Annotated in this window: 19 protein-coding genes, 1 tRNA gene and 1 other RNA gene; 2 read left to right on the forward strand and 19 right to left on the reverse strand. The window is 29.0% G+C overall.

Annotated features, from left to right (window positions below; all coding sequences use genetic code 11):
- Positions 1-66: 66 nt before the first annotated feature.
- From ACZJV1_RS18125 to dnaX, 10 genes are all read right to left on the reverse strand, one after another.
- Entirely contained in the window at positions 67-975 is a 909-nt protein-coding gene (locus ACZJV1_RS18125; RefSeq protein ID WP_463650982.1) for a D-2-hydroxyacid dehydrogenase, read from the reverse strand.
- A gap of 204 nt (positions 976-1179) precedes the next feature.
- The gene (locus tag ACZJV1_RS18130; protein ID WP_463650983.1) at positions 1180-2256 is read right to left on the reverse strand and encodes a pyridoxal-phosphate-dependent aminotransferase family protein; all 1077 of its coding nucleotides are present in this window, start codon (positions 2254-2256) and stop codon (positions 1180-1182) included.
- 256 nt (positions 2257-2512) lie between these two features.
- Positions 2513-2956: a large-conductance mechanosensitive channel protein MscL gene (gene mscL / locus ACZJV1_RS18135; protein ID WP_463650984.1), complete on the reverse strand. Its 444-nt coding sequence runs from the start codon at positions 2954-2956 to the stop codon at positions 2513-2515.
- A complete protein-coding gene (locus ACZJV1_RS18140) occupies positions 2957-3142 on the reverse strand; it encodes a hypothetical protein (protein WP_463650985.1) in 186 nt (61 codons plus the stop codon). It abuts the gene before it with no gap.
- Between the two features lie 279 nt (positions 3143-3421).
- Positions 3422-3670: a pro-sigmaK processing inhibitor BofA family protein gene (locus ACZJV1_RS18145; protein WP_411169205.1), complete on the reverse strand. Its 249-nt coding sequence runs from the start codon at positions 3668-3670 to the stop codon at positions 3422-3424.
- A gap of 43 nt (positions 3671-3713) precedes the next feature.
- Entirely contained in the window at positions 3714-3971 is a 258-nt protein-coding gene (locus ACZJV1_RS18150) for a DUF2508 family protein (RefSeq protein WP_322545924.1), read from the reverse strand.
- Between the two features lie 78 nt (positions 3972-4049).
- Complete coding sequence (gene cls / locus ACZJV1_RS18155) at positions 4050-5585, reverse strand: cardiolipin synthase (RefSeq protein WP_460289169.1); 1536 nt, start codon at positions 5583-5585, stop codon at positions 4050-4052.
- 15 nt (positions 5586-5600) lie between these two features.
- Positions 5601-6197, reverse strand: a complete 597-nt coding sequence (gene recR, locus ACZJV1_RS18160; RefSeq protein ID WP_411169207.1) for a recombination mediator RecR — start codon at positions 6195-6197, stop codon at positions 5601-5603.
- 193 nt (positions 6198-6390) lie between these two features.
- Positions 6391-6735 (reverse strand): YbaB/EbfC family nucleoid-associated protein, encoded by a 345-nt coding sequence (locus ACZJV1_RS18165; RefSeq protein WP_411169208.1) that lies wholly within the window; start codon positions 6733-6735, stop codon positions 6391-6393.
- 148 nt (positions 6736-6883) lie between these two features.
- Positions 6884-8509 (reverse strand): DNA polymerase III subunit gamma/tau, encoded by a 1626-nt coding sequence (gene dnaX, locus ACZJV1_RS18170; protein ID WP_460289168.1) that lies wholly within the window; start codon positions 8507-8509, stop codon positions 6884-6886.
- 340 nt (positions 8510-8849) lie between these two features.
- Between dnaX and ACZJV1_RS18175 the strand changes: the two genes are divergently transcribed.
- Positions 8850-9641 (forward strand): thymidylate synthase, encoded by a 792-nt coding sequence (locus tag ACZJV1_RS18175; protein ID WP_463650986.1) that lies wholly within the window; start codon positions 8850-8852, stop codon positions 9639-9641.
- Complete coding sequence (locus tag ACZJV1_RS18180) at positions 9641-10132, forward strand: dihydrofolate reductase (protein ID WP_460289165.1); 492 nt, start codon at positions 9641-9643, stop codon at positions 10130-10132. The genes ACZJV1_RS18175 and ACZJV1_RS18180 overlap by 1 nt, the downstream gene beginning before the upstream one ends.
- Before the next feature lie 183 nt (positions 10133-10315).
- On the opposite strand, the gene ffs is transcribed toward ACZJV1_RS18180, so the two are convergent.
- The 9 genes from ffs to ACZJV1_RS18225 form a co-directional block, all read right to left on the reverse strand.
- Positions 10316-10577, reverse strand: an RNA gene (gene ffs / locus ACZJV1_RS18185) — signal recognition particle sRNA large type.
- A gap of 3 nt (positions 10578-10580) precedes the next feature.
- A tRNA-Ser gene (locus tag ACZJV1_RS18190) sits at positions 10581-10670 on the reverse strand.
- 140 nt (positions 10671-10810) lie between these two features.
- Positions 10811-11506 (reverse strand): DUF3862 domain-containing protein, encoded by a 696-nt coding sequence (locus tag ACZJV1_RS18195; protein WP_460289164.1) that lies wholly within the window; start codon positions 11504-11506, stop codon positions 10811-10813.
- Between the two features lie 160 nt (positions 11507-11666).
- A complete protein-coding gene (lgt, locus tag ACZJV1_RS18200; protein WP_463650987.1) occupies positions 11667-12434 on the reverse strand; it encodes a prolipoprotein diacylglyceryl transferase in 768 nt (255 codons plus the stop codon).
- A gap of 85 nt (positions 12435-12519) precedes the next feature.
- A complete protein-coding gene (locus ACZJV1_RS18205) occupies positions 12520-12969 on the reverse strand; it encodes a nucleoside deaminase (protein ID WP_460289162.1) in 450 nt (149 codons plus the stop codon).
- 82 nt (positions 12970-13051) lie between these two features.
- Entirely contained in the window at positions 13052-14296 is a 1245-nt protein-coding gene (locus ACZJV1_RS18210; protein ID WP_460289161.1) for an HlyC/CorC family transporter, read from the reverse strand.
- A 215-nt stretch (positions 14297-14511) separates the two neighbouring features.
- Complete coding sequence (locus ACZJV1_RS18215) at positions 14512-15327, reverse strand: hypothetical protein (protein WP_463650988.1); 816 nt, start codon at positions 15325-15327, stop codon at positions 14512-14514.
- Between the two features lie 403 nt (positions 15328-15730).
- Positions 15731-17620, reverse strand: a complete 1890-nt coding sequence (gene pulA / locus ACZJV1_RS18220; protein WP_463650989.1) for a type I pullulanase — start codon at positions 17618-17620, stop codon at positions 15731-15733.
- Positions 17621-17679: 59 nt separating this feature from the next.
- Positions 17680-19698 carry an amylo-alpha-1,6-glucosidase gene (locus ACZJV1_RS18225; protein ID WP_463650990.1) on the reverse strand — a complete coding sequence of 673 codons (2019 nt, stop codon included), beginning with the start codon at positions 19696-19698 and terminating at the stop codon, positions 17680-17682.

Consider the following 19698-nt stretch of genomic DNA (forward strand, 5'->3'; position numbering starts at 1 on the left):
AATAACTCCTCCTATTTTCTTTCTTTAGTAAAAAAGTCGCCAAGGCCAGCTTGCTGAGCTGATTTCTTATAGAGTAAAAAACTCCTTTATTATTGATACTACTTCTTCTCCAATTCTATCTTGTGCTTCAATTGTTGAAGCTCCTATATGTGGAGTACAGCTTACTCTTGGATGATTGACTAAGTCTTCATTTGTATTTGGTTCTACTTCAAATACATCTATTCCTGCCCCTGCTACTTTTCCAGAATTTAAAGCTTCTAAAAGTGCTTCTTCATCAACAACTTTCCCTCTTGCACAATTTATTATATAAGCTCCATCCTTCAGTATATTCAATTCTTCTTTTCCGATTAATGTTCCACTTTCTTTATCATATGGAACATGTAGTGAAATAAAGTCTGATCTCTTTAATAAATCATTTAACTCTAAAAATTCATAAGTTACATCTTTTTGTTTTCCAAAAGCATCATTATAAATAACCTTCATTCCTAGTGATGTAGCTTTATTAGCCAATGATTTACCTATTCTCCCCATTCCTACTATTCCTAAGGTTTTTCCTGAAAGCTCAATACCTTCGTATTTCTTCTTGTTCCATTCACCATTTCTCATAGTATAATTTGATGTACCAACAAATCTTGCAACTGCGAACATATGGGCTAGTGCTAACTCTGCAACTGAATCTGAACTGGCATTTGGAGTATTCTTAACTGTAACCCCCAGTTCATGTGCTGCATATATATCTATATTATCTATTCCAACTCCAGCTCTAATTATTAATTTTAGATTTCCACCTGAAGCCTTTTCCAAAATATCCTTAGTTACTTTCGTAGCTGATCTTATAATTAAAGCATCAAAATCCTTAAGCTTTTCTCCAAGGATTTCTTTATCATAATGCTGATCTACAACTTCAAAACCTGACTCTATTAACTTATTAATTGTATTTTCTTGCAAACCGTCACTTACTAATATTTTATACATTTTTATACCCCCTTAAAAGTTATTCATAAATAAATATTTTTAAATAATATTATCTATGATAATAAGAGCTTAGATTCTACTCCAAACTCTTATTAGATATTATCCCAAACTTAATTTATTGCTTATTGCTTATTGCTTATTGCTTATTGCTTATTGCTTATTGCTTATTGCTTATTGCTTAAAATTGTGTTTTACTTAAACTTATTATTCTAGCCCTAAAATTTCATTTATATTTTTAAGTAATTCATTTATATCTTCCATCTGACAATCTGCCATATGAGCTACCCTAAAAGTTTTATCTTTTAAACTTCCATATCCATTAGATATTTGGAAACCTCTTTTTCCTAATTCTTTATTTAAAGCCGATACATCTATTCCTCTATTATTTTTAACAGTAGTTAAAGTATTTGATAAATAATTTTCATCAGGAAAAATATCAAAATACTTTTTAGCCCATGCTCTAACTACTTTAGCCATTTCTATATGCCTTGTAAATCTATTTTCTAGACCTTCTTTATTTAATATATAGTCTAGTTGATAATCAAGGGCATACATATGTGATATAGAAGGAGTTGATGGATATTGGTAATCCTTTTTTTGAATATACTTATAAAGTGCTAATAAATCTAAGTAAAATCCCCTGTTAGGCACTTTTTCTGCTCTTTCCTTAGCTTTATTTGAAAAAGTACATATTGCCATTCCCGGTGGCAACCCTATTGCTTTTTGAGTTGATGTTATGCAAATGTCTATGCCCCATTTGTCAACCTCTATTCTAGTTCCAGCTGCAGAACTTACTGTATCTACTATAAATACAATATCCTTATATTTTTTTACTACTTCACCTATTTTTTCTACTGGATTCATTACTCCTGTAGATGTTTCATTATGAGTTACTGCTACTAAATCATACTTTCCTGTTGCTAATACTTCATCAACCATTTCAGCTGTAATAGCTTTTCCCATATCTACTTCAAATAAGTCTGCAGGAACATTATTAGAAGTTGCCATCTCATGCCATCTCTTTCCGAAAGCCCCAACGGAAAATACAGCTGCCCTCTTTGCTGTACAGCATCTTATGGCTCCTTCCATAAGTCCACTACCTGATGTAGTTGAAAGTAAAATTTCACTCTCTGTAAAAAATACTTTTTTTAAATTGTCACTTATTCTTCTTTGAAGCTCTGAAGCTTCTTTACTTCTATGCCCAATCATAGGCCTTGCCATTTGCTCTAATACATCTGACTTTACTTCAACCGGCCCTGGAATAAATAGCTTTTTGTGCATTATGCCTCGCCCCCAAATCTATTCTTTTATTTTATTGCTTATTTAATTATTGTTAATTCTACTACTTTTTTACATGATTAACAACTATTTTATTAATATTTATAAAGTAATCTTATTTTATTAATATCATATCCTTTAATTTAAATATTGTTAATAAAATAAGGTTATAGTCTTTCTATAATATTCATTAAGACTATAACCTACTAATTTTATTTATATTCTATGTAAATTTAATTGTAAAATATGTGCTAATTTATTAGTTAGATGTATTATTTTGAGACTTCAAAAGATCTCTTATTTCTACTAATAACTCTTGATCCATTGTTAATTTTTTCTCTTCTTCTTTTTTAGCTTCTACTTCTTCTTCTTTCTTTCTATTTAATTTAGATACTACTTTTATAAATACAAATATAGATAAAGCTATAATTATAAAATCAACTATGTTTTGAATAAACATTCCATAGTGCAATGAAACCGCAGCTTTTTCACCTTCTGCAGCTTTTAAAATATATTCAAGCTCTTTAAAATTTACTCCCCCTGTTAATACACCAATTAGTGGCATTATTATATCATTTACTAATGATGAAACTATTTTATTAAAAGCTCCCCCTATAACAACCCCAACTGCTAAGTCTAGAACATTTCCCTTCATAGCAAAATCTTTAAATTCATTTATAAACTTTTTACCTTTTTCCTTCATTTAATCACGCCTTTCATAATGCTCTTCAAAAGTTAGTATAGATTCTGTTTCTCTACAATATTTTACGCACATACATTGTCCTAAATGTCTTGGACACTTATAACATAAGCATGTTTTATCATTACCATTACAGCTCTTCTTATACTCTGGACAATATTTACAATTTACTCCATTTCCAGCTGGCACTATAACATCCCCTTTTAAAATAGAATATAATTTTAATAATATTTTATCATATAAAGTAACTTTTTGCTTAAAAACATTAAATGTTAAATTATTAGATAAAACATACTTAATTTTAGTAACTTATTTTTATTATTTCCATATATTAATCACATAAGAGGCTTTTCACTCATTGGTAAATTGAAAAACTTCTAACTCCCATCTATAAAAATTTGGGGAACATAAAAGTTCCCCCTCTAATTAAATAAAAGAGATTCAAGTATAACTTGAATCTCTTTTGTTTTATAAAAATAGTTGAAATAAAACTAAAAATATAACTCCTGGAACTCCTAGAAACCCTGCGATTAATGCTGTTACAGCATTTATTCCTATGTAAAAGCCTAAATAAGATCCTAAAATATTAGCTAAGTATAATAATACTATACCTATTATTCCATTTAATAAAATCTTTAATGGCCATTTTAGGAATTTTATAACTAGGTATAATAAGACTAGTCCTATTAATCCATATAATATAATATTTAAATCCATATAATTTCCTCCATTTTATATAATTCACTAGTTAGTAATATTATTAGTTTATTTTTCTTAAATCTCTTTTTTTAGCCATAGCTATTAAATAATTATATCTAGCTTTTGCTACATCTTCTGCATGGATAGCTAATTCAATTAATTGGGGATCGCTTACAGAGTTAAATAAAGATCTAGCTACCTCCATTTCTGTTACACTTTCGTTAATAGCTCTTAATAGATCTAAGTCATCCTCACTATATTTAATTTTATTCTTCTCTGCATTTTGCATTAACAGGTCTAAAATTGTCCTCTTATCCACTTTTTAATTCCTCCCAAATACTTCATATTAAATTTATATCCATTTTTTAACATAAATATTCGGAAGTTTTAATTTTTTTTACATAAGTGGCGCAAATACTCTTAAAATAGCTGTTATAAACCTATTAGCCCATTTTACTCTATGACAATCTTCTATAGTAATTAATTTACAAATATCTAAGGTTTCAATAAAATCTTTTTTTATTTCCATTAGTGATTTTGTTTTATAAAGTAAAACTCCACATTCAAAATGTAAATAAAGGCTTCTATAATCCATATTTATAGTTCCTACAACTCCAATTTCATCATCTGATACAAATGTTTTAGAGTGTATGAATCCTGGAGTGTATTCATATATTTTAACTCCTGCTTCTATAAGTTGTGAATAGTATGCTCTTGTAACCATATGAGCATACCATTTATCCTCTATATGCGGAGTTACTATTATAATTTCAACTCCACTTTTAGCTGATAATGTTAATGCTGTTACTAGTTCATTATCTACTATTAAATATGGGGTGTTTATATACACATAGTCTTTAGCCTTATTTATAATATTTAAATATACATTTTCACCTACTGTCTCATCGTCTAATGGACTATCCCCATAGGGTTGAACATATCCATCACTTTCAAATATCCCATCATAATTTACATAAGGCTTATATTTTTCATAGTCATCTCTTTGTCCATAATTAAACTGCCAAGATTGAAGAAACATCATAGTTAAGTTCCAAACTGCTTCTCCTTTTACCATAAGAGAGGCGTCCTTCCAATGTCCAAATCTAACTATCTCATTTATATACTCATCTGCTAAATTTATACCACCTGTAAATGCAGTATGTCCATCTATTATTGTGATTTTTCTATGATCTCTATTATTCATTACTACTGATAAAAATGGAACAAAAGGATTAAATACTACACACTTAATACCCTTTTGTCTTAGCTTTTCATCATATTTATAGGGAAGAGTCTGTAAACACCCCATATCATCATATATAAGCCTTACATCTACTCCCTCTTTAACCTTATCTTCTAATATTTCTAAAATACTATCCCACATTATACCCTCTTGAATTATAAAATATTCCATAAATATATAATGCTTTGCCTTCTTTAATTCCTCTTTAAGCTTTTCAAAAAATTCTTCACCTGGGGATAAGTATTGTGTAGTAGTATTTTTATATATTGGACTTGCTGCATATTTATTTAAATACCTTACTTGATTCGCAACACCTTTATCTTCTCTTTCTATTTCATCTAGTATATCTTTATCTTGAAGTAATAAATGAGAAGTTTCATTATGTATATCTAATATTTTACCTCTAAATTTCTTAGTTGTTTTCTTTAACCCAAATAGTAAATAAAATAATCCACCAAATACAGGCACTAATAAAACAGGTATTGTCCATGCTAATTTATAAGATGGATTATCTTTTGTACTAACAATATAAACTACTGCTAATATACTTATTACAGAAAGTAAGACATACACATAAACAAATGATTCTGTAATCTTCCATACAGTAAAGGTGAGAATCCCTAGTTGAAGTAAAATTAAAACACCAACTATAACCATTCTGCTAAATAAAAATTTTAATAAATTACTCATATATTCACCCTTAAATTATATCTCTTTTCTACCTTCTAATGCTTTTGAAAGTGTTACTTCATCAGCATACTCTAAATCTCCTCCTACTGGTATTCCTGATGCAATTCTTGTTACCTTTATATCTAATGGCTTTAATATTCTTGATATGTACATCGCTGTTGCTTCACCTTCAATATTAGGGTTAGTAGCTATTATTACTTCTTTAACATCAGCACTCATTCTTGCAACTAATTCTCTTATTTTTATATCTTGTGGTCCTCTTCCTTGCATAGGAGATAAATTGCCATGTAATACATGATAAGCTCCATTATACTCTTTAACCTTTTCCATAGTCATTATATCTTTTGGTTGCTCTACAACACAAATTATATCTTTATCTCTACTAGGATTAGAGCATATTGCACAAGGATCTTTATCTGTAAAGTTACCACATATTGAACAATATTTTACTGTTCCTCTTGCTTTAACTAAAGCATCTGCAAATTCTCTTACCTCATCTTCTGGAAGATTTAAAACATGCAATGCTAATCTTTGAGCTGTCTTTTGTCCTACACTAGGTAGCTTGGCAAATTCTTCAATAAGTTTTTCTATAGCAACTGGATAAAAATCCATAAAATCATCCTTTCTATAATTTATTAGTATAAAAATATTATAAATTCAAATATAAATAATGTAGAATATTAATTAGAACATATATATGAAAGACTCTAAATATTATTTAGTTATCTGTAATTTGAATATATAAAAAGGCGAAATAAATTCGCCTTTTATGTCTTATTAAACTATATAAGACTCACCATCACTATTAAAATAATCCTGGTATGTTCATTCCGCCAGTTAATTTACCCATCTTGCTTGAAGTTTCTTCTTCTGCCTTTCTTAGAGCCTCATTTACAGCACTAAGAACTAAATCTTCTAGCATTTCAACATCATCTGCGTCCACTACTTCTGGCTTTATGTTAATTGAAACTACTTCTTTTTTACCATTAGTCTTTACAACTACAGCGCCTCCACCTACTGAAGCTTCAAACTCCTTAGTTTCAAGATCCTTTTGCATTTGTTCCATTTCTTTTTGAAGTTTTTGAGCCTGCTTCATTAGGTTGTTCATATTTCCTCCACCAAATCCGCCTGGAAATCCTCCTTTTGCCATAAAAACATATCCTCCTTTTATAAAAATCTATTCTTTATTATATAGCATTTTGCTTTATTTTACTACATTAAGATACTTATTTATATTAATTTTCATTCTTATTATTATTAATTTCTATTATATTTATGTGTATCTCTTGTCATTAGTTCTATTCATCTAAAATATCCACCATATCAGATCCCAAAGATTCCAAAAGCATGTCTTCTGTTGATTTTTCATCTTTTGAATTTTCCTCAACTTCAAAAACAACTTTTATGTCTTCTCTAAAAATTTCAGCTAACACTTCGTTTATAACTGACCTATACTCTGGTTTTTCTAATCTATCTTTATTAAATTTAAATTGATCTTCGTACTCAATAGTTAATACACCATTTTTACATTCTACTGGCTTTCCAGTTAGTATTGAAGCATATACTATCATTGCTCTTCTAGTTTTAAACCTTTCTAATATATCCTTCCAAGCCCTTTGAATATCATTTAAAGTAACTTTAGAATTTTCATTTAAAGAAACCTTAGAGTCATTACCTAACTGAGGTTCAATCTTAGCTTGTTTTTGAATTTTAGGTTTGTTATCTACAGTTTTACTAACATTCTCTGTTGCTACACTTACAACTTTAAGACTTCCATTTTTCAAACCTTCTTCAAGTTTATTTAATCTTGTTAATATAACTTCATTAGATGTATCATATTCTATTTTGCACATTTTGATTATAGCTAATTCTAAATAAAGCCTTGCTTGCTTACTTATCTTTGCATTTCCTTCTGCTTCTTGAAGTATTCTAATATATCTCATCACTTCTTCAGCTCTAACCTTACTAGACTGCTCTTTAACTAAAGATATGTTTTCTTCAGACATATCTAATACTTCTTCTGGGTTATTAGTTACCTTTGCCATTAAGATATTTCTATAATGTGCTATTAAATCCTTTATAAATAAATAAATATCTTTTCCAGCATAAACTACTTCGTCTATTATATTAATTGATTTTTCTATATTTCTTTGAATTACTGCATTAGTTAAATTAAATAAATGGTCATTTGTTACAAGCCCAAGCATATTTATAAGCACATCATAATTAACTGATCCATTTCCCATGGATATAGCTTGATCTAATATACTTAAAGCATCTCTCATAGCCCCGTCTGATACTTTAGATATTAAATTTAGGCTTTTATCATCTGCAAGAGCATTTTGATCATCTACTATTTTTCTAAGTCTTTTTGTTATTTCATTGTTATTTATTCTTTTAAAATCAAACCTTTGACACCTAGAAAGAATAGTAATTGGAAGTTTTTGAGGGTCTGTAGTTGCTAATATAAATATTACATTAGCTGGAGGTTCTTCTAAGGTTTTTAAAAAGGCATTAACTGCACCTGTAGATAGCATATGAACCTCATCCATTATATAAACCTTGAATCTTGCTTCTTGTGGAGGATATTTTACATCATCTATAATATCTCTAATTTTATCAACTCCATTATTAGAAGCTGCATCTAGTTCAGTTACATCTATTGCTAAACCATCATTTATTTTTCTACACATTTCACATTCATTACATGGTTCTCCATCATGTAGATTTAAACAATTTAGTGCCTTAGAAAAAACTTTAGCTGTTGATGTTTTACCTGTTCCTCTAGTTCCACAAAAAAGATAGGCATGAGCAATTCTATCATTTAATATTTGGTTTTTTAACGTTGTTGTTATATGTTCCTGACCAACCACATCATAAAATGTCTTAGGTCTCCATTCTCTATATAAAGCTGTATATCCCATGGCTTACCTTCCCTTAATCTTAGTTTCTTTTATTATATTTATATTATAGCCTATATAAACACTATTTTAAATATAAGTAATATTTTACTTTTTATTATCTTTAAAACAAGGTGTACTATAAATTAAATTTAGTACACCTATACTTGATTATTCTTTATTGTTTTTTTTAATAATTATAAATTCTACTGAAGTTATAATTATTCCTAGAATGCCACAATTAGCTTAAATGATATTTCCAAGGAAATTGTACCTTTTATATATCAATGTATTTTTTATTTACTGTATAATATATAAATTTTATAGTAAAATTAGTTATGTATTATAAAAAGGAGGGCTTAAAATGAGTTTATACGACAAAAAATACCTAGCCATCGTTGAAGATATTTTAGAAAATGGATATTACGATAATAATAGAACTGGAATGCCTACATACAAATTACCTCATCAGATAATGCAATTTAATTTGCAAAAGGAATTCCCTATACTAACAACAAAAAAAGTAGCATTTAAGACTGCTGTAAAGGAAATGCTGTGGATATATAGGGATCAGTCAAACGATGTTACAAAACTTCAAGAACAAAATGTTCATATTTGGGATGAATGGGTAGACGAAAATAATACTATAGGAAAAGCCTATGGATATCAGATAGCTAAATTTAATCAAGTAGATAAGCTTATTGAATCACTAAAGAATAATCCTCAAGACAGAAGAATGATTATGTCTATGTGGAATATAGAAGATTTACCAGAAATGACATTGCAACCTTGCTGCTATCAAACATTATGGGATGTAACTGATGGGTACCTTAATTGTATGCTTATACAACGTAGTGGAGACATACCACTAGGAGTTCCATTTAACACCAGTCAATATGCTGTTTTAGTTCACCTAATAGCTCAAGTAACTGGGCTTAAACCTGGACTATTTACTCACGTTATAAATAATGCACATATTTATGAAAATCAAATTGAAGGAATGAAACTTCAACTTACTAGAGCTAATGATGATTATTCAGCACCAAAACTTTGGATAAATCCAGAAATTAACAACTTCTATGACTTTACTGCAGATGATATAAAGATTGTTGATTATAAACACCATGATCCAATAAAAATGGAGGTGTCTGTTTAATGCTATCAATTATAGTTGCTAAAGCCAATAATGATGTCATAGGTGGAGATAATAAACTTTTGTGGCATATCTCCGAAGACCTTAAAAGATTTAAAGAAATTACATCTGGCAACACAATAATAATGGGTAGAAAAACATTTGAATCTTTACCAAAGATTTTACCTAATAGACATCATATAATCATTACTAGAGATAAAAATTTTAAAGTAGATTCACCTATGGTTGAAGTAGTAAATGATATAGAAAATATTATATCTAAATATAAAAATTCTTCTGAAGAAGTTTTTGTAATTGGTGGTGGAGAAATATATAAATCACTTCTACCTCATGCAAAAAAGTTATATTTAACTAGATTACATAAAGATTTCAATGGTGATACTAAATTCTCACCTATAGATTCATCTGAATGGTTTATAGAATTTCAATCAGAAGTATATGTAAATGAAACTAATAATATTAAATATGATTTTGTTAATATGATTAGAAAATAAAGAAAACGAGGGCATTCCATAAGGAATTCCCTCGCTTTCTTTGTCCTATTGTATGTTAATCCTATTGAAGAGTAACCTTTAATTAATCGAATACTTTAATTTATAAAAATTAAGTATTCATTTGATTTGTATTCTAAGCATTAAAAAAACCCTTCTTTTCGCTAGAAAGGTGTAAAATTAAAACCGTGCACCTAGCTTTGACAGTAATCTATAGGCGTTACTATGCAGTTAGCTCTGGTAAGATTTATCCATATCACACGCAGTAATCACTTATCGCTGCTTCCTTCCGGACCTGACGAGGTTCATGCACTTACGTCGTATGGGACCTGACCATCAACACCACTTACATAGGCAGACCCTACAGACTAAAGCCTAGGCTAGGAATTCAATCCCGCTATAGCGGATTGCGGGTTACAGGGCACCGCTAACTCCCCATCTAGCACGGCTATGGCGGAGAGAAGGGGATTTGAACCCCTGATAGAGTTGCCCCTATACACGCTTTCCAGGCGTGCTCCTTCGACCACTCGGACATCTCTCCATATAATATATAGCTATTAAATTTTAACTACTGCTATATATTATCATATAGTAATACATATTGCAATATGTAAAACTTATCTGTATTTCTATTGATTATTATTTATTAAATTTAATATAAAAATTATATTCTTTTTCCATTTATTTTAATCCAAATTGAGCTTTTAATACTAATTTATTATCATTAAAAGTAAAATTAGCATTAGATCCACCTTTATTTATATATGAATATATTATTGCTTCTGAATTAAGAATTTTAGTTTGAGATGTTATTTCACCTTCTCCTAAAATTTCCTTTGCTTCCTCATATGTCATTCCTTCTTTGACTGCCTCATACTTTTCCATAGTCATATCTGCATTTTTACCATAAAGACCTGCTTGTCCTTTTGTTGTGACTACATCATTTTGTATAGTTAAAATTAAATTACTAATACCCTTCCCATTCCAAGTATACACTGTAGCCTTTACGTCTCCTACAGATGATGAGCTGGTCTCTTTCCCCTCTCCTAAAATTGCTACAACCTCTTCATATGTCATTCCCATATTTATGCTAATAAAATTATCATATGTTACTTTTGAATCTTCTTTTTTATCTTTTTTCTTCTCATTATCTTGTGTTGAATTCGTTGCAGTTGAATTTCCTTTATCATTTGCTTTATCCTTTCCACCTGTAGCAACTGCTATAATGCCTAGCAATACTACTGCCATAAATACTGTTAAAACTTTATGTTGTGAAAAGAAATTACCTTGTTTTTTTCCACAATGAACACACTTCTTTACACCTTTAGCTATTTCTTTTCCACAAGCTTTACAAGTAATCAATTTATTTTTTGCCATTATTATTTCCCCCTAAATTAAATATTAATTTCATGTAAATATATTCTATATTTTATTTAATTTTCCTCTATTTGCTTTGATAATTTAAAATTTATTTTAAAATAAAAAAAGATATGTAAAAATAATTTTACATATCTCTTTTTATGATTTAAAAGTTAACCTATATAATTTTCTTTTTCTTCTTAATCCAAATAATTAAAACAATTCCTAATATTACGCCTAACAAGCTTACTATTTGAGCTGTTCTTAATCCTAAAAACATTAAGCTATCTGTTCTTAATCCTTCTATAAAAAACCTTCCTATTGAATATAAAATCATATATCCAGCAAGTACTATACCATCTTGTTTCTCTTTCTTTTTATAAAGTATATAAACTAAAATTGCACAAACTAATACATTCCATATTGACTCATATAAAAATGTAGGATGATAATATACTCCATTAATGTACATTCCTTTTTGAATAAACTCTGGGAACTTACTTATAAACTCTTTAGATACAGGCCCTCCATGAGCTTCTTGATTCATAAAGTTGCCCCATCTACCTATTGCCTGTGCTAATATAACTCCTGGCATTATAACATCTACATATCTTAAGAAATTTATCTTTCTATATCTTGCAAATATGTAACCTGATAATAAAGCAGCTATTACCCCTCCATGAATTGCCATTCCACCATTTCTTATGTTGATTACATCCATAAATGAATGGTAATTTTGATATTCAAAAGCTACGTAGTATAACCTCGCTCCTATTATTGATATTGGAAAGGTTACTAAAAATGCATCTATTATAATATCATAATCTAAATTTTCTCTCTTAGATAAAAAATATATTAATATCATAGCTGCTACTACACCAGAAGAAATTATTACACCATACCATGCTATATCTATACCAAATAATTGAAATGCCACCGAATCCATCTTATCTCCTCCTATTTAAAATATTTTCTTTAATTATAAATCTTTATAAATAATTATACCAATTAAATATGTAATAATTGTGAAGCTATTCATTTTTTATACTTCTAGTTTTCAAAAAAAATGAAGTCAATAAATCACTACATTTTTGATTATAACACCAATTTACGGCTACATGCCAATTAAAAACATTATAATCAATTAAATTTATTGCAGAGCCACAAGCCCCCATATCCTTATTAAAGGTTCCTATAAACAACTTAGGTATTCTACTTTGAGCAATTGCTGAAGCACACATAGGACAAGGCTCTAATGTTACATACATTTCACAGCCAGATAACCTCCAGTTATTAATTTTTTTGCAAGCTTCTTCTATTGCTAATATCTCAGCATGAGCAGTTGGTAAGTTTAAACTTTCTTTTAAATTATGCTTTTTAGCTATTATTTTTCCGTCTTTAACTATGACTACTCCAACTGGAATCTCTCCCTTGTCATATGCCTTTTGAGCTTCTTCTATTGCTAAAGCCATATAGTCCATAAAATACTCCCCTTAATATTTCTCCATTTTAACAAAAATGGAGAACTTAATCTTCATATAGTTCTCCATCTTATTATTAAAATTAAGTGTATATCCTAACCTTCTTAATTCTATTTTTGTCTACTTCTTCAACTACAAATCTAATATTATTAAGTCTAACTTCTTCAGACTGTTCAGGAAATCTTCCTAACTCTCCAATTACTAATCCTCCAACAGAATCAAACTCTTCTGATTCCATAGTAACTCCTATTAAATCACCAATGTGGTCTAACCTTGCGCTACCATCCACGATATACTCATCTTCTTTTACTACTATTATATCGCTGTCCTCTTCATCATCATACTCGTCTTCGATTTCTCCAACGATTTCTTCTATTAAATCTTCTATAGTGACTATACCAACATTTCCACCATACTCATCTAGAACAACAGCCATATGGTTTCTTGTATCTTTCATTTCACTAAATAATTCTGTAATTTTCTTAAACTCAAATGTATAGTAAGGTTCTCTCATATAATCTGAAACATTAAAATTTTCCTTACTTTGAGAAGCAATTATTAAGTCCTTAACATTTAATATTCCTATTACATCATCTATATTTTGATTATAAACCGGTATTCTAGAAAATTGTTCGGTTTTAATAATATTTATAACTTCATCATAAGTAGCATTTACATCTACTGCTATTACACCAACTCTTTGAACCATAACATCTTTTACTTGAGCATCAGCGAATTCGAAAACATTAAAGATCATTTCTTTTTCTACATCTTCAAGTACACCCTCTTCTTCACTAACACCTACCATGGTTTTTAACTCTTCCTCGGTTATAAACGGTTCTGTTGCCTTTGGATCTCCCCCTAAAAGTCTTATAAATAAACTTGATATTAAAGTAAAAATTGATACAAGTGGCTTAAATAATCTAACTATAATATTTATAGGGTTACTAACCCTTAAAGCGACTTTTTCTGAATTTTGCTTTGCTATAGATTTTGGAGTTATTTCTCCAAATATAAGAACTAATATAGTCATTATAATAGTAACTATTCCTACTCCTTTTTCCCCAAAAGCCTTTAAAGCTATTGAAGTTGCTAGTGCAGATGCTCCTATATTAGCAATATTATTTCCTATTAATATTGCCCCTAATAACCTACTTGGATCTTCAGTTAATTTTTCAATTAATTTTGCTCCCTTAACTCCCTCTTCTACCATATGTCTTATTCTAATTTTACTTAGTGCCATTAAGGCTGTTTCTGACATAGAGAAAAATCCTGACATTACTAATAATATTACTAATAATATTATCTGCCACGTATAACTCTCCAAATTAATTCACACTCCTAAATTAAATAAATTTTCTTATTTTTATATTATATCATATGTAAAAAGCTGATAGTTAAGCTAAATTTTAAAAATTTATAAACTATTTTTAATCACTTAATAAGTATTCACTTCTTATTAAAAATATAATCAAATATATTAAGCTGTTCTGGTTCTTTGTATAAGCTGCCTGTAAAATCTTAATCTACACCTCTCTATTTCTAAAAAGGTAATCCAAAAAAGCAAAATCTAATAAAATCTACACTTCCATGTGCAATCATAGCCGATGTAACATCACGTTTTTTTTGTAACATTGTAAAAGGTAATCCAAAAACAATAATATATAAAAGCGTACTAATTAACCCACTTTCGGTTCCACCATAAATAAAACTATCAGGCGTATGAATTAAAACATGTGGAACAATCATCATAAACCAACAAGTAAAGCTTTCTCTTCTTGTTGTTATCTTACCATTTAATGAATTAAGACAAAACGCAAAAAACAAAGTTCGCAATGCAATCTCTTCAAATATAGCAGGATTCAATGCTGTAAGAAAAGAAGCAAATGAAGGTTCAAAATGAGGATTATTACTTGAAATCATAAGAAAATAATTGATAGCTCCCCATATCACGCCGATTAAAATTCCAAGAACTATGCTGAATATCAAACTCCCTTTGGTTTCTGTTTTTAAAATGTATAAGCTATTCTCTTTATGCTTTTCAAAAGTGCTAAATACAGCAAGTGTGGCTAAAAACGTCTCTATAAAGCCTTTTAAAATTGCAAAAATATTATTTAAATAAAAAAAACATGAAACAGCCAATATAGACAAAACAAATGACACGACTATTTTTTTCTTACTTGGAAATTTGTTTCTTATTAATAAAATTATTGAAAGAATAATTGACCAGATCTCTATAACAATCCACATTCTTGCTGTAGCTGGTATATCAAATGATACATTCAAATTTACAATAAATATAATTATAAAAAGTACAAACATCATCCAGATATTTTTAAGTGATTTCTTTTCTATCATAAACTTTCTCCTTTTCGAAATATTTATTAGATATCCACAAACTCCCTAATGATAAAGAGCAAGATGGACGTTATTTATTAAAAACCTCTGTTTATGAATCTATTTTATCATATCAAATAATTAGAAACATTACCTTTTCCTGCTTTTGACAAAAGATAAACTTTCAAATGGTAACAAATCAGAAAAAAGAAAAAAATATATTACAGAATGATATTATAATTCTGATAACCAAGAAAAAAAGACACCATTTTTTGAAAAATAGTGCCAAATTCATTTACTATTCAATTTATACAATCGTATTTTATATTTCTTTCTGCAAATCTTTGATTTTACTTAATTTTTTAGCCATTCTTGTCAATGCCTAGCACTTATTAGTCCTGTGTAGTTTTAATATTATATATTTTTATTTTCGTACTAATACATAAGATGCTAATGCTGGTACTTTAACTTCATTTCCATTAATACATGATAATTCTCCTACTCCAGCTCTATATTCATCAACTAGTACACTCCAATTTCCTTCTGGTATTGTAGCTATAATATCTTTTTCATTAGCATTGTGTATTACTACTATTTTATTGCTAATAGTAAATGATACTACTTTTGATTGATTGTTTTCTAAGAATCTTACTTCTCTTTCTATATCTTTATTACTTGTTAATCTAAATTCTTTATATGTTTTTCTTAACTTTATTAAACCTGAATAATAGTTAAATACATCCTTATACTTATCTTTTCTATTCCAATCAAATTTATTTACTGAATCTGGAGACTTATAACTATTTTCTACTAGTGATCCATCTTCATTAACCTTTGTTCTTGAAATTTCTTCGCCTGCATGAATCAAGCTAATTCCTTGAGATGTTAATACTATTGAAGCTACTAATTTATTCATTTTTATTAGCTTTTCTTCTTTATTTATACTATCATCATCTACTGTTAATTGAAGTTTATCCCATAAAGTATAGTTATCATGCGCTGAAGCATATGTTATTGTTTGATACGGTTCATTAGCCCAAGGCTTATCTGAGTAAATTACCTTACTATAATCCACTTGACTATGCTTTGTAGATGCTACTATACCAAACTTTATAGTTTCTTCAAAGTTTTCTCCACCATTTACAAAACCAGTACTTTTAGCTATAAATACATCACCTTTTACTCCATCTCTGATATCATCACTAAAGCATCCTATTTGATTTTTGCCAAACTTAGGTGCATTTAATTTTAAAGCTGCCTCATCTTCCTTTAATGGTGTCGCTCCACCTGCCCAACCTTCTCCATACACTAAAATTGATTTATCTATCTTGTCTAATTCTTCTCTAATTTGAATAATTGTTTCTATATCATGTAAACCCATTAAATCAAATCTAAAACCATCTATATGGTATTCTTTCGCCCAATTTACCACAGAATCTTTGATATATCTTCTAACCATAGGCTTTTGTGATGCAACTTCATTTCCACAGCCTGAACCATTTGTAAAGTTTCCTTCTTCATCTGTTCTATAATAGTAATTTGGTACTGCTAGGTTAAATAATGATGTTTCTGTATCATAAGTATGATTATAAACAACATCCATTATCACTCTAATACCTTCTTCATGTAATGCTTTAACTAATTCTTTAAATTCCTTTATTCTCACATTTCCATCATTAGGATTCGTTGAATATGACCCCTCTGGAACATTGTAGTTTTGTGGGTCATATCCCCAATTATATTGTAGTTTATCCATCTTTGATTCATCAACAGATTTGTAATCTGAGATTGGTAATAACTGAACATGTGTAACCCCTAGTTCCTTTAAGTGGCTTATAGGCTTTTTGTGTAGTATTCCTTTAAACTTTCCTCTAAATTCTTTTTCTACTTCCGAATTTTCATCAATTGTAAAATCTCTAACATGCATTTCATAAATTATTGCATCTGTTGCATTTTTAAACTCTGGTTTAATATCATTTTCCCAGCCTTCTGGATTTGTAGATTCTAAATCTACTACCATTGACTTTTCTCCATTAACTCCTACTGCATATGCATATGGATCTACTACTGTATTTGTTGTATCATTTATTTTTACCTTATAGTTATAAAATTTATTTTTTAAGTCTCCATCTATAACTACTTCCCACTGTCCCTTATCACCTTTTACCATTGGTATATTCTTTTCATCTTCATATAAGTAAACAGATACTTCATTTGCTATAGGTGCCCATAATGTAAACTTTGTTGATTGTGCACTATATTTAGCTCCTAAATCCCCATTATATTCTAGTTTATTTAACTCTATACTATTCATATAAATACCCTCCTTTTTATAAAAAGGCTATCACCAAATTTTGAGATAGCCTTTATTAATTATTTAAATAAGTTATTATGAGCCTTGTCTAATTCTTTTTGTTTTCCTAAAATGCACTCATAATAAACTCTTAACATTTCTCCTACTCCCCAAGCCTGTGAATAACATCCTCTTGGTGTATGTGGTGAATCTCCATCTAGTATTTCTGCTATTCCGCCTATACAGTCATCATTTATATGATTTTCCATGTCCTTTAATAACTCATCTACAAATTCAACTGAATCCTCTGAATGATTATTAACTTTACAATATGCTGACATAAATGCACCTAATGGGAATGACCATGTTGTTCCTTGGTGATATGCCATATCCCTGTCTAATAACTCTCCAATATATATTGGATTATAATCTTTATGATCTTGATTTAAACTTCTTAATCCGTATGGAGTATATAGTTCTTCAAGAATTTTATTTATTACGCTTTTTTCTTTTTCTATATCTAACATTGTAAATGGAAGTGAAATTGCCCATACTTGATTAGGTCTTAATGAAGGATCCTTTTCTTTAACATTTACTGTATCATAAAGATATTGACCTTCTTCATACCAGAATTCCTTAACAAAAGATTCTTTAACCTTTTCTGATAGCTCTTCATATTCGTTAAAGTTTGGATCTCCAAGCTTATTTCCTAAAATACTCATTATCTTTAATGCATTGTACCATAAAGCATTAATTTCTACAGGACAGCCATGTCTTGGCGTTACAACTATTCCATTAACTCTAACATCCATCCAAGTTACTTGGTCTAACCCTGATCCAGCACTTATAAGATGGTTATCTTGCATTTTAATAGAAAAATCTGTTCCATTTTTATATGCTTCTATTATATTTTTAGCTGTACTATATAATTCTTCTTTTACGAATTCAAATGATTTTTCATCATTGCTATATAAAAGATACATATATATGCAATGTATATACCACAATGATGCATCAACAGTATTATATAATGGTTCCGCTCCATTATCTGGGAACATATTCGGTATTAATCCATTTTTTTCATATTTAGTGAAACTTCTTAGTATTTCTTCAGCTTCCTTAAGTCTACCTGTTGCTAAAACTAATCCTGGTAATGCAATCATAGTATCTCTTCCCCAGTCTAAAAACCAAGGATAACCTGCTAATACAGTTTTACAATTTGTTGAATCTCTATCAACTATAAAATGATCTGCTGAAATAGGTAAGTATTTAGCTATTATTCTATTATCATTTTTAAATGGAGCTTGTAGCTCTTCTATTCTAGCTCTTGAATCTCTAAATACTTCTTCTGGACATATATTTAAGTCTTTTTCTATTGTAGCTATTATATAAAACTTTCTTATAGTATTCTTTGGAATAGTTATGCTAATTGTTCCCGGTACATAGAAAGCTTCTAAATAAACATCTCCAGTTCTTTCATCTACATCATAATGTACATTTTCTGTTATTCTTTCTTCTTCACTTGAAACTGTTCCCTCCGTAGCAAATATGTTTATTTCAACATCTTTTTTTATTTCAGGAACTAATTTAAATCCATTATTAGTAACTTCTCTATCAAATTTTAAGTTTTCTTCTTTTCCAGCTTGACCAGGGTTTTTGAAAGATAGATATGGATTATAATTTAAAGTTACTTCATTATTTGAGGTTCTAACTATGTATTCGACAACGGTAGTGTTTTTGCCATATTCCATAGTTACCCTTTTTTCTATAAATGCACCTTTTACAAAGTATTTATAGCTTGGAATCCCATCGTACTTAAAACTTTGAAGATTTTTATATCCTTCTACTATATGACTTTCAAATCTAGTTGTTGTAAGTGGATACGTATCTCCTTTAACAACTATTGTTTCTTCTAACTTTGGTAATATATTGTACCTCTCATCAGGAGATTTTAAACATGCATTTAATAAAGAATGATATTTTCTTGAATTAGCACCTATTATTGTTGTTCCTGCAAATCCACTTCTACCATTTGCTATTAACCATTCTTTTTCAATACCCCTTTTATAATTAGAAAAATCATTTTTACCGTATCTCAT

This window comes from Clostridium sp. LS3, assembly GCF_055330225.1.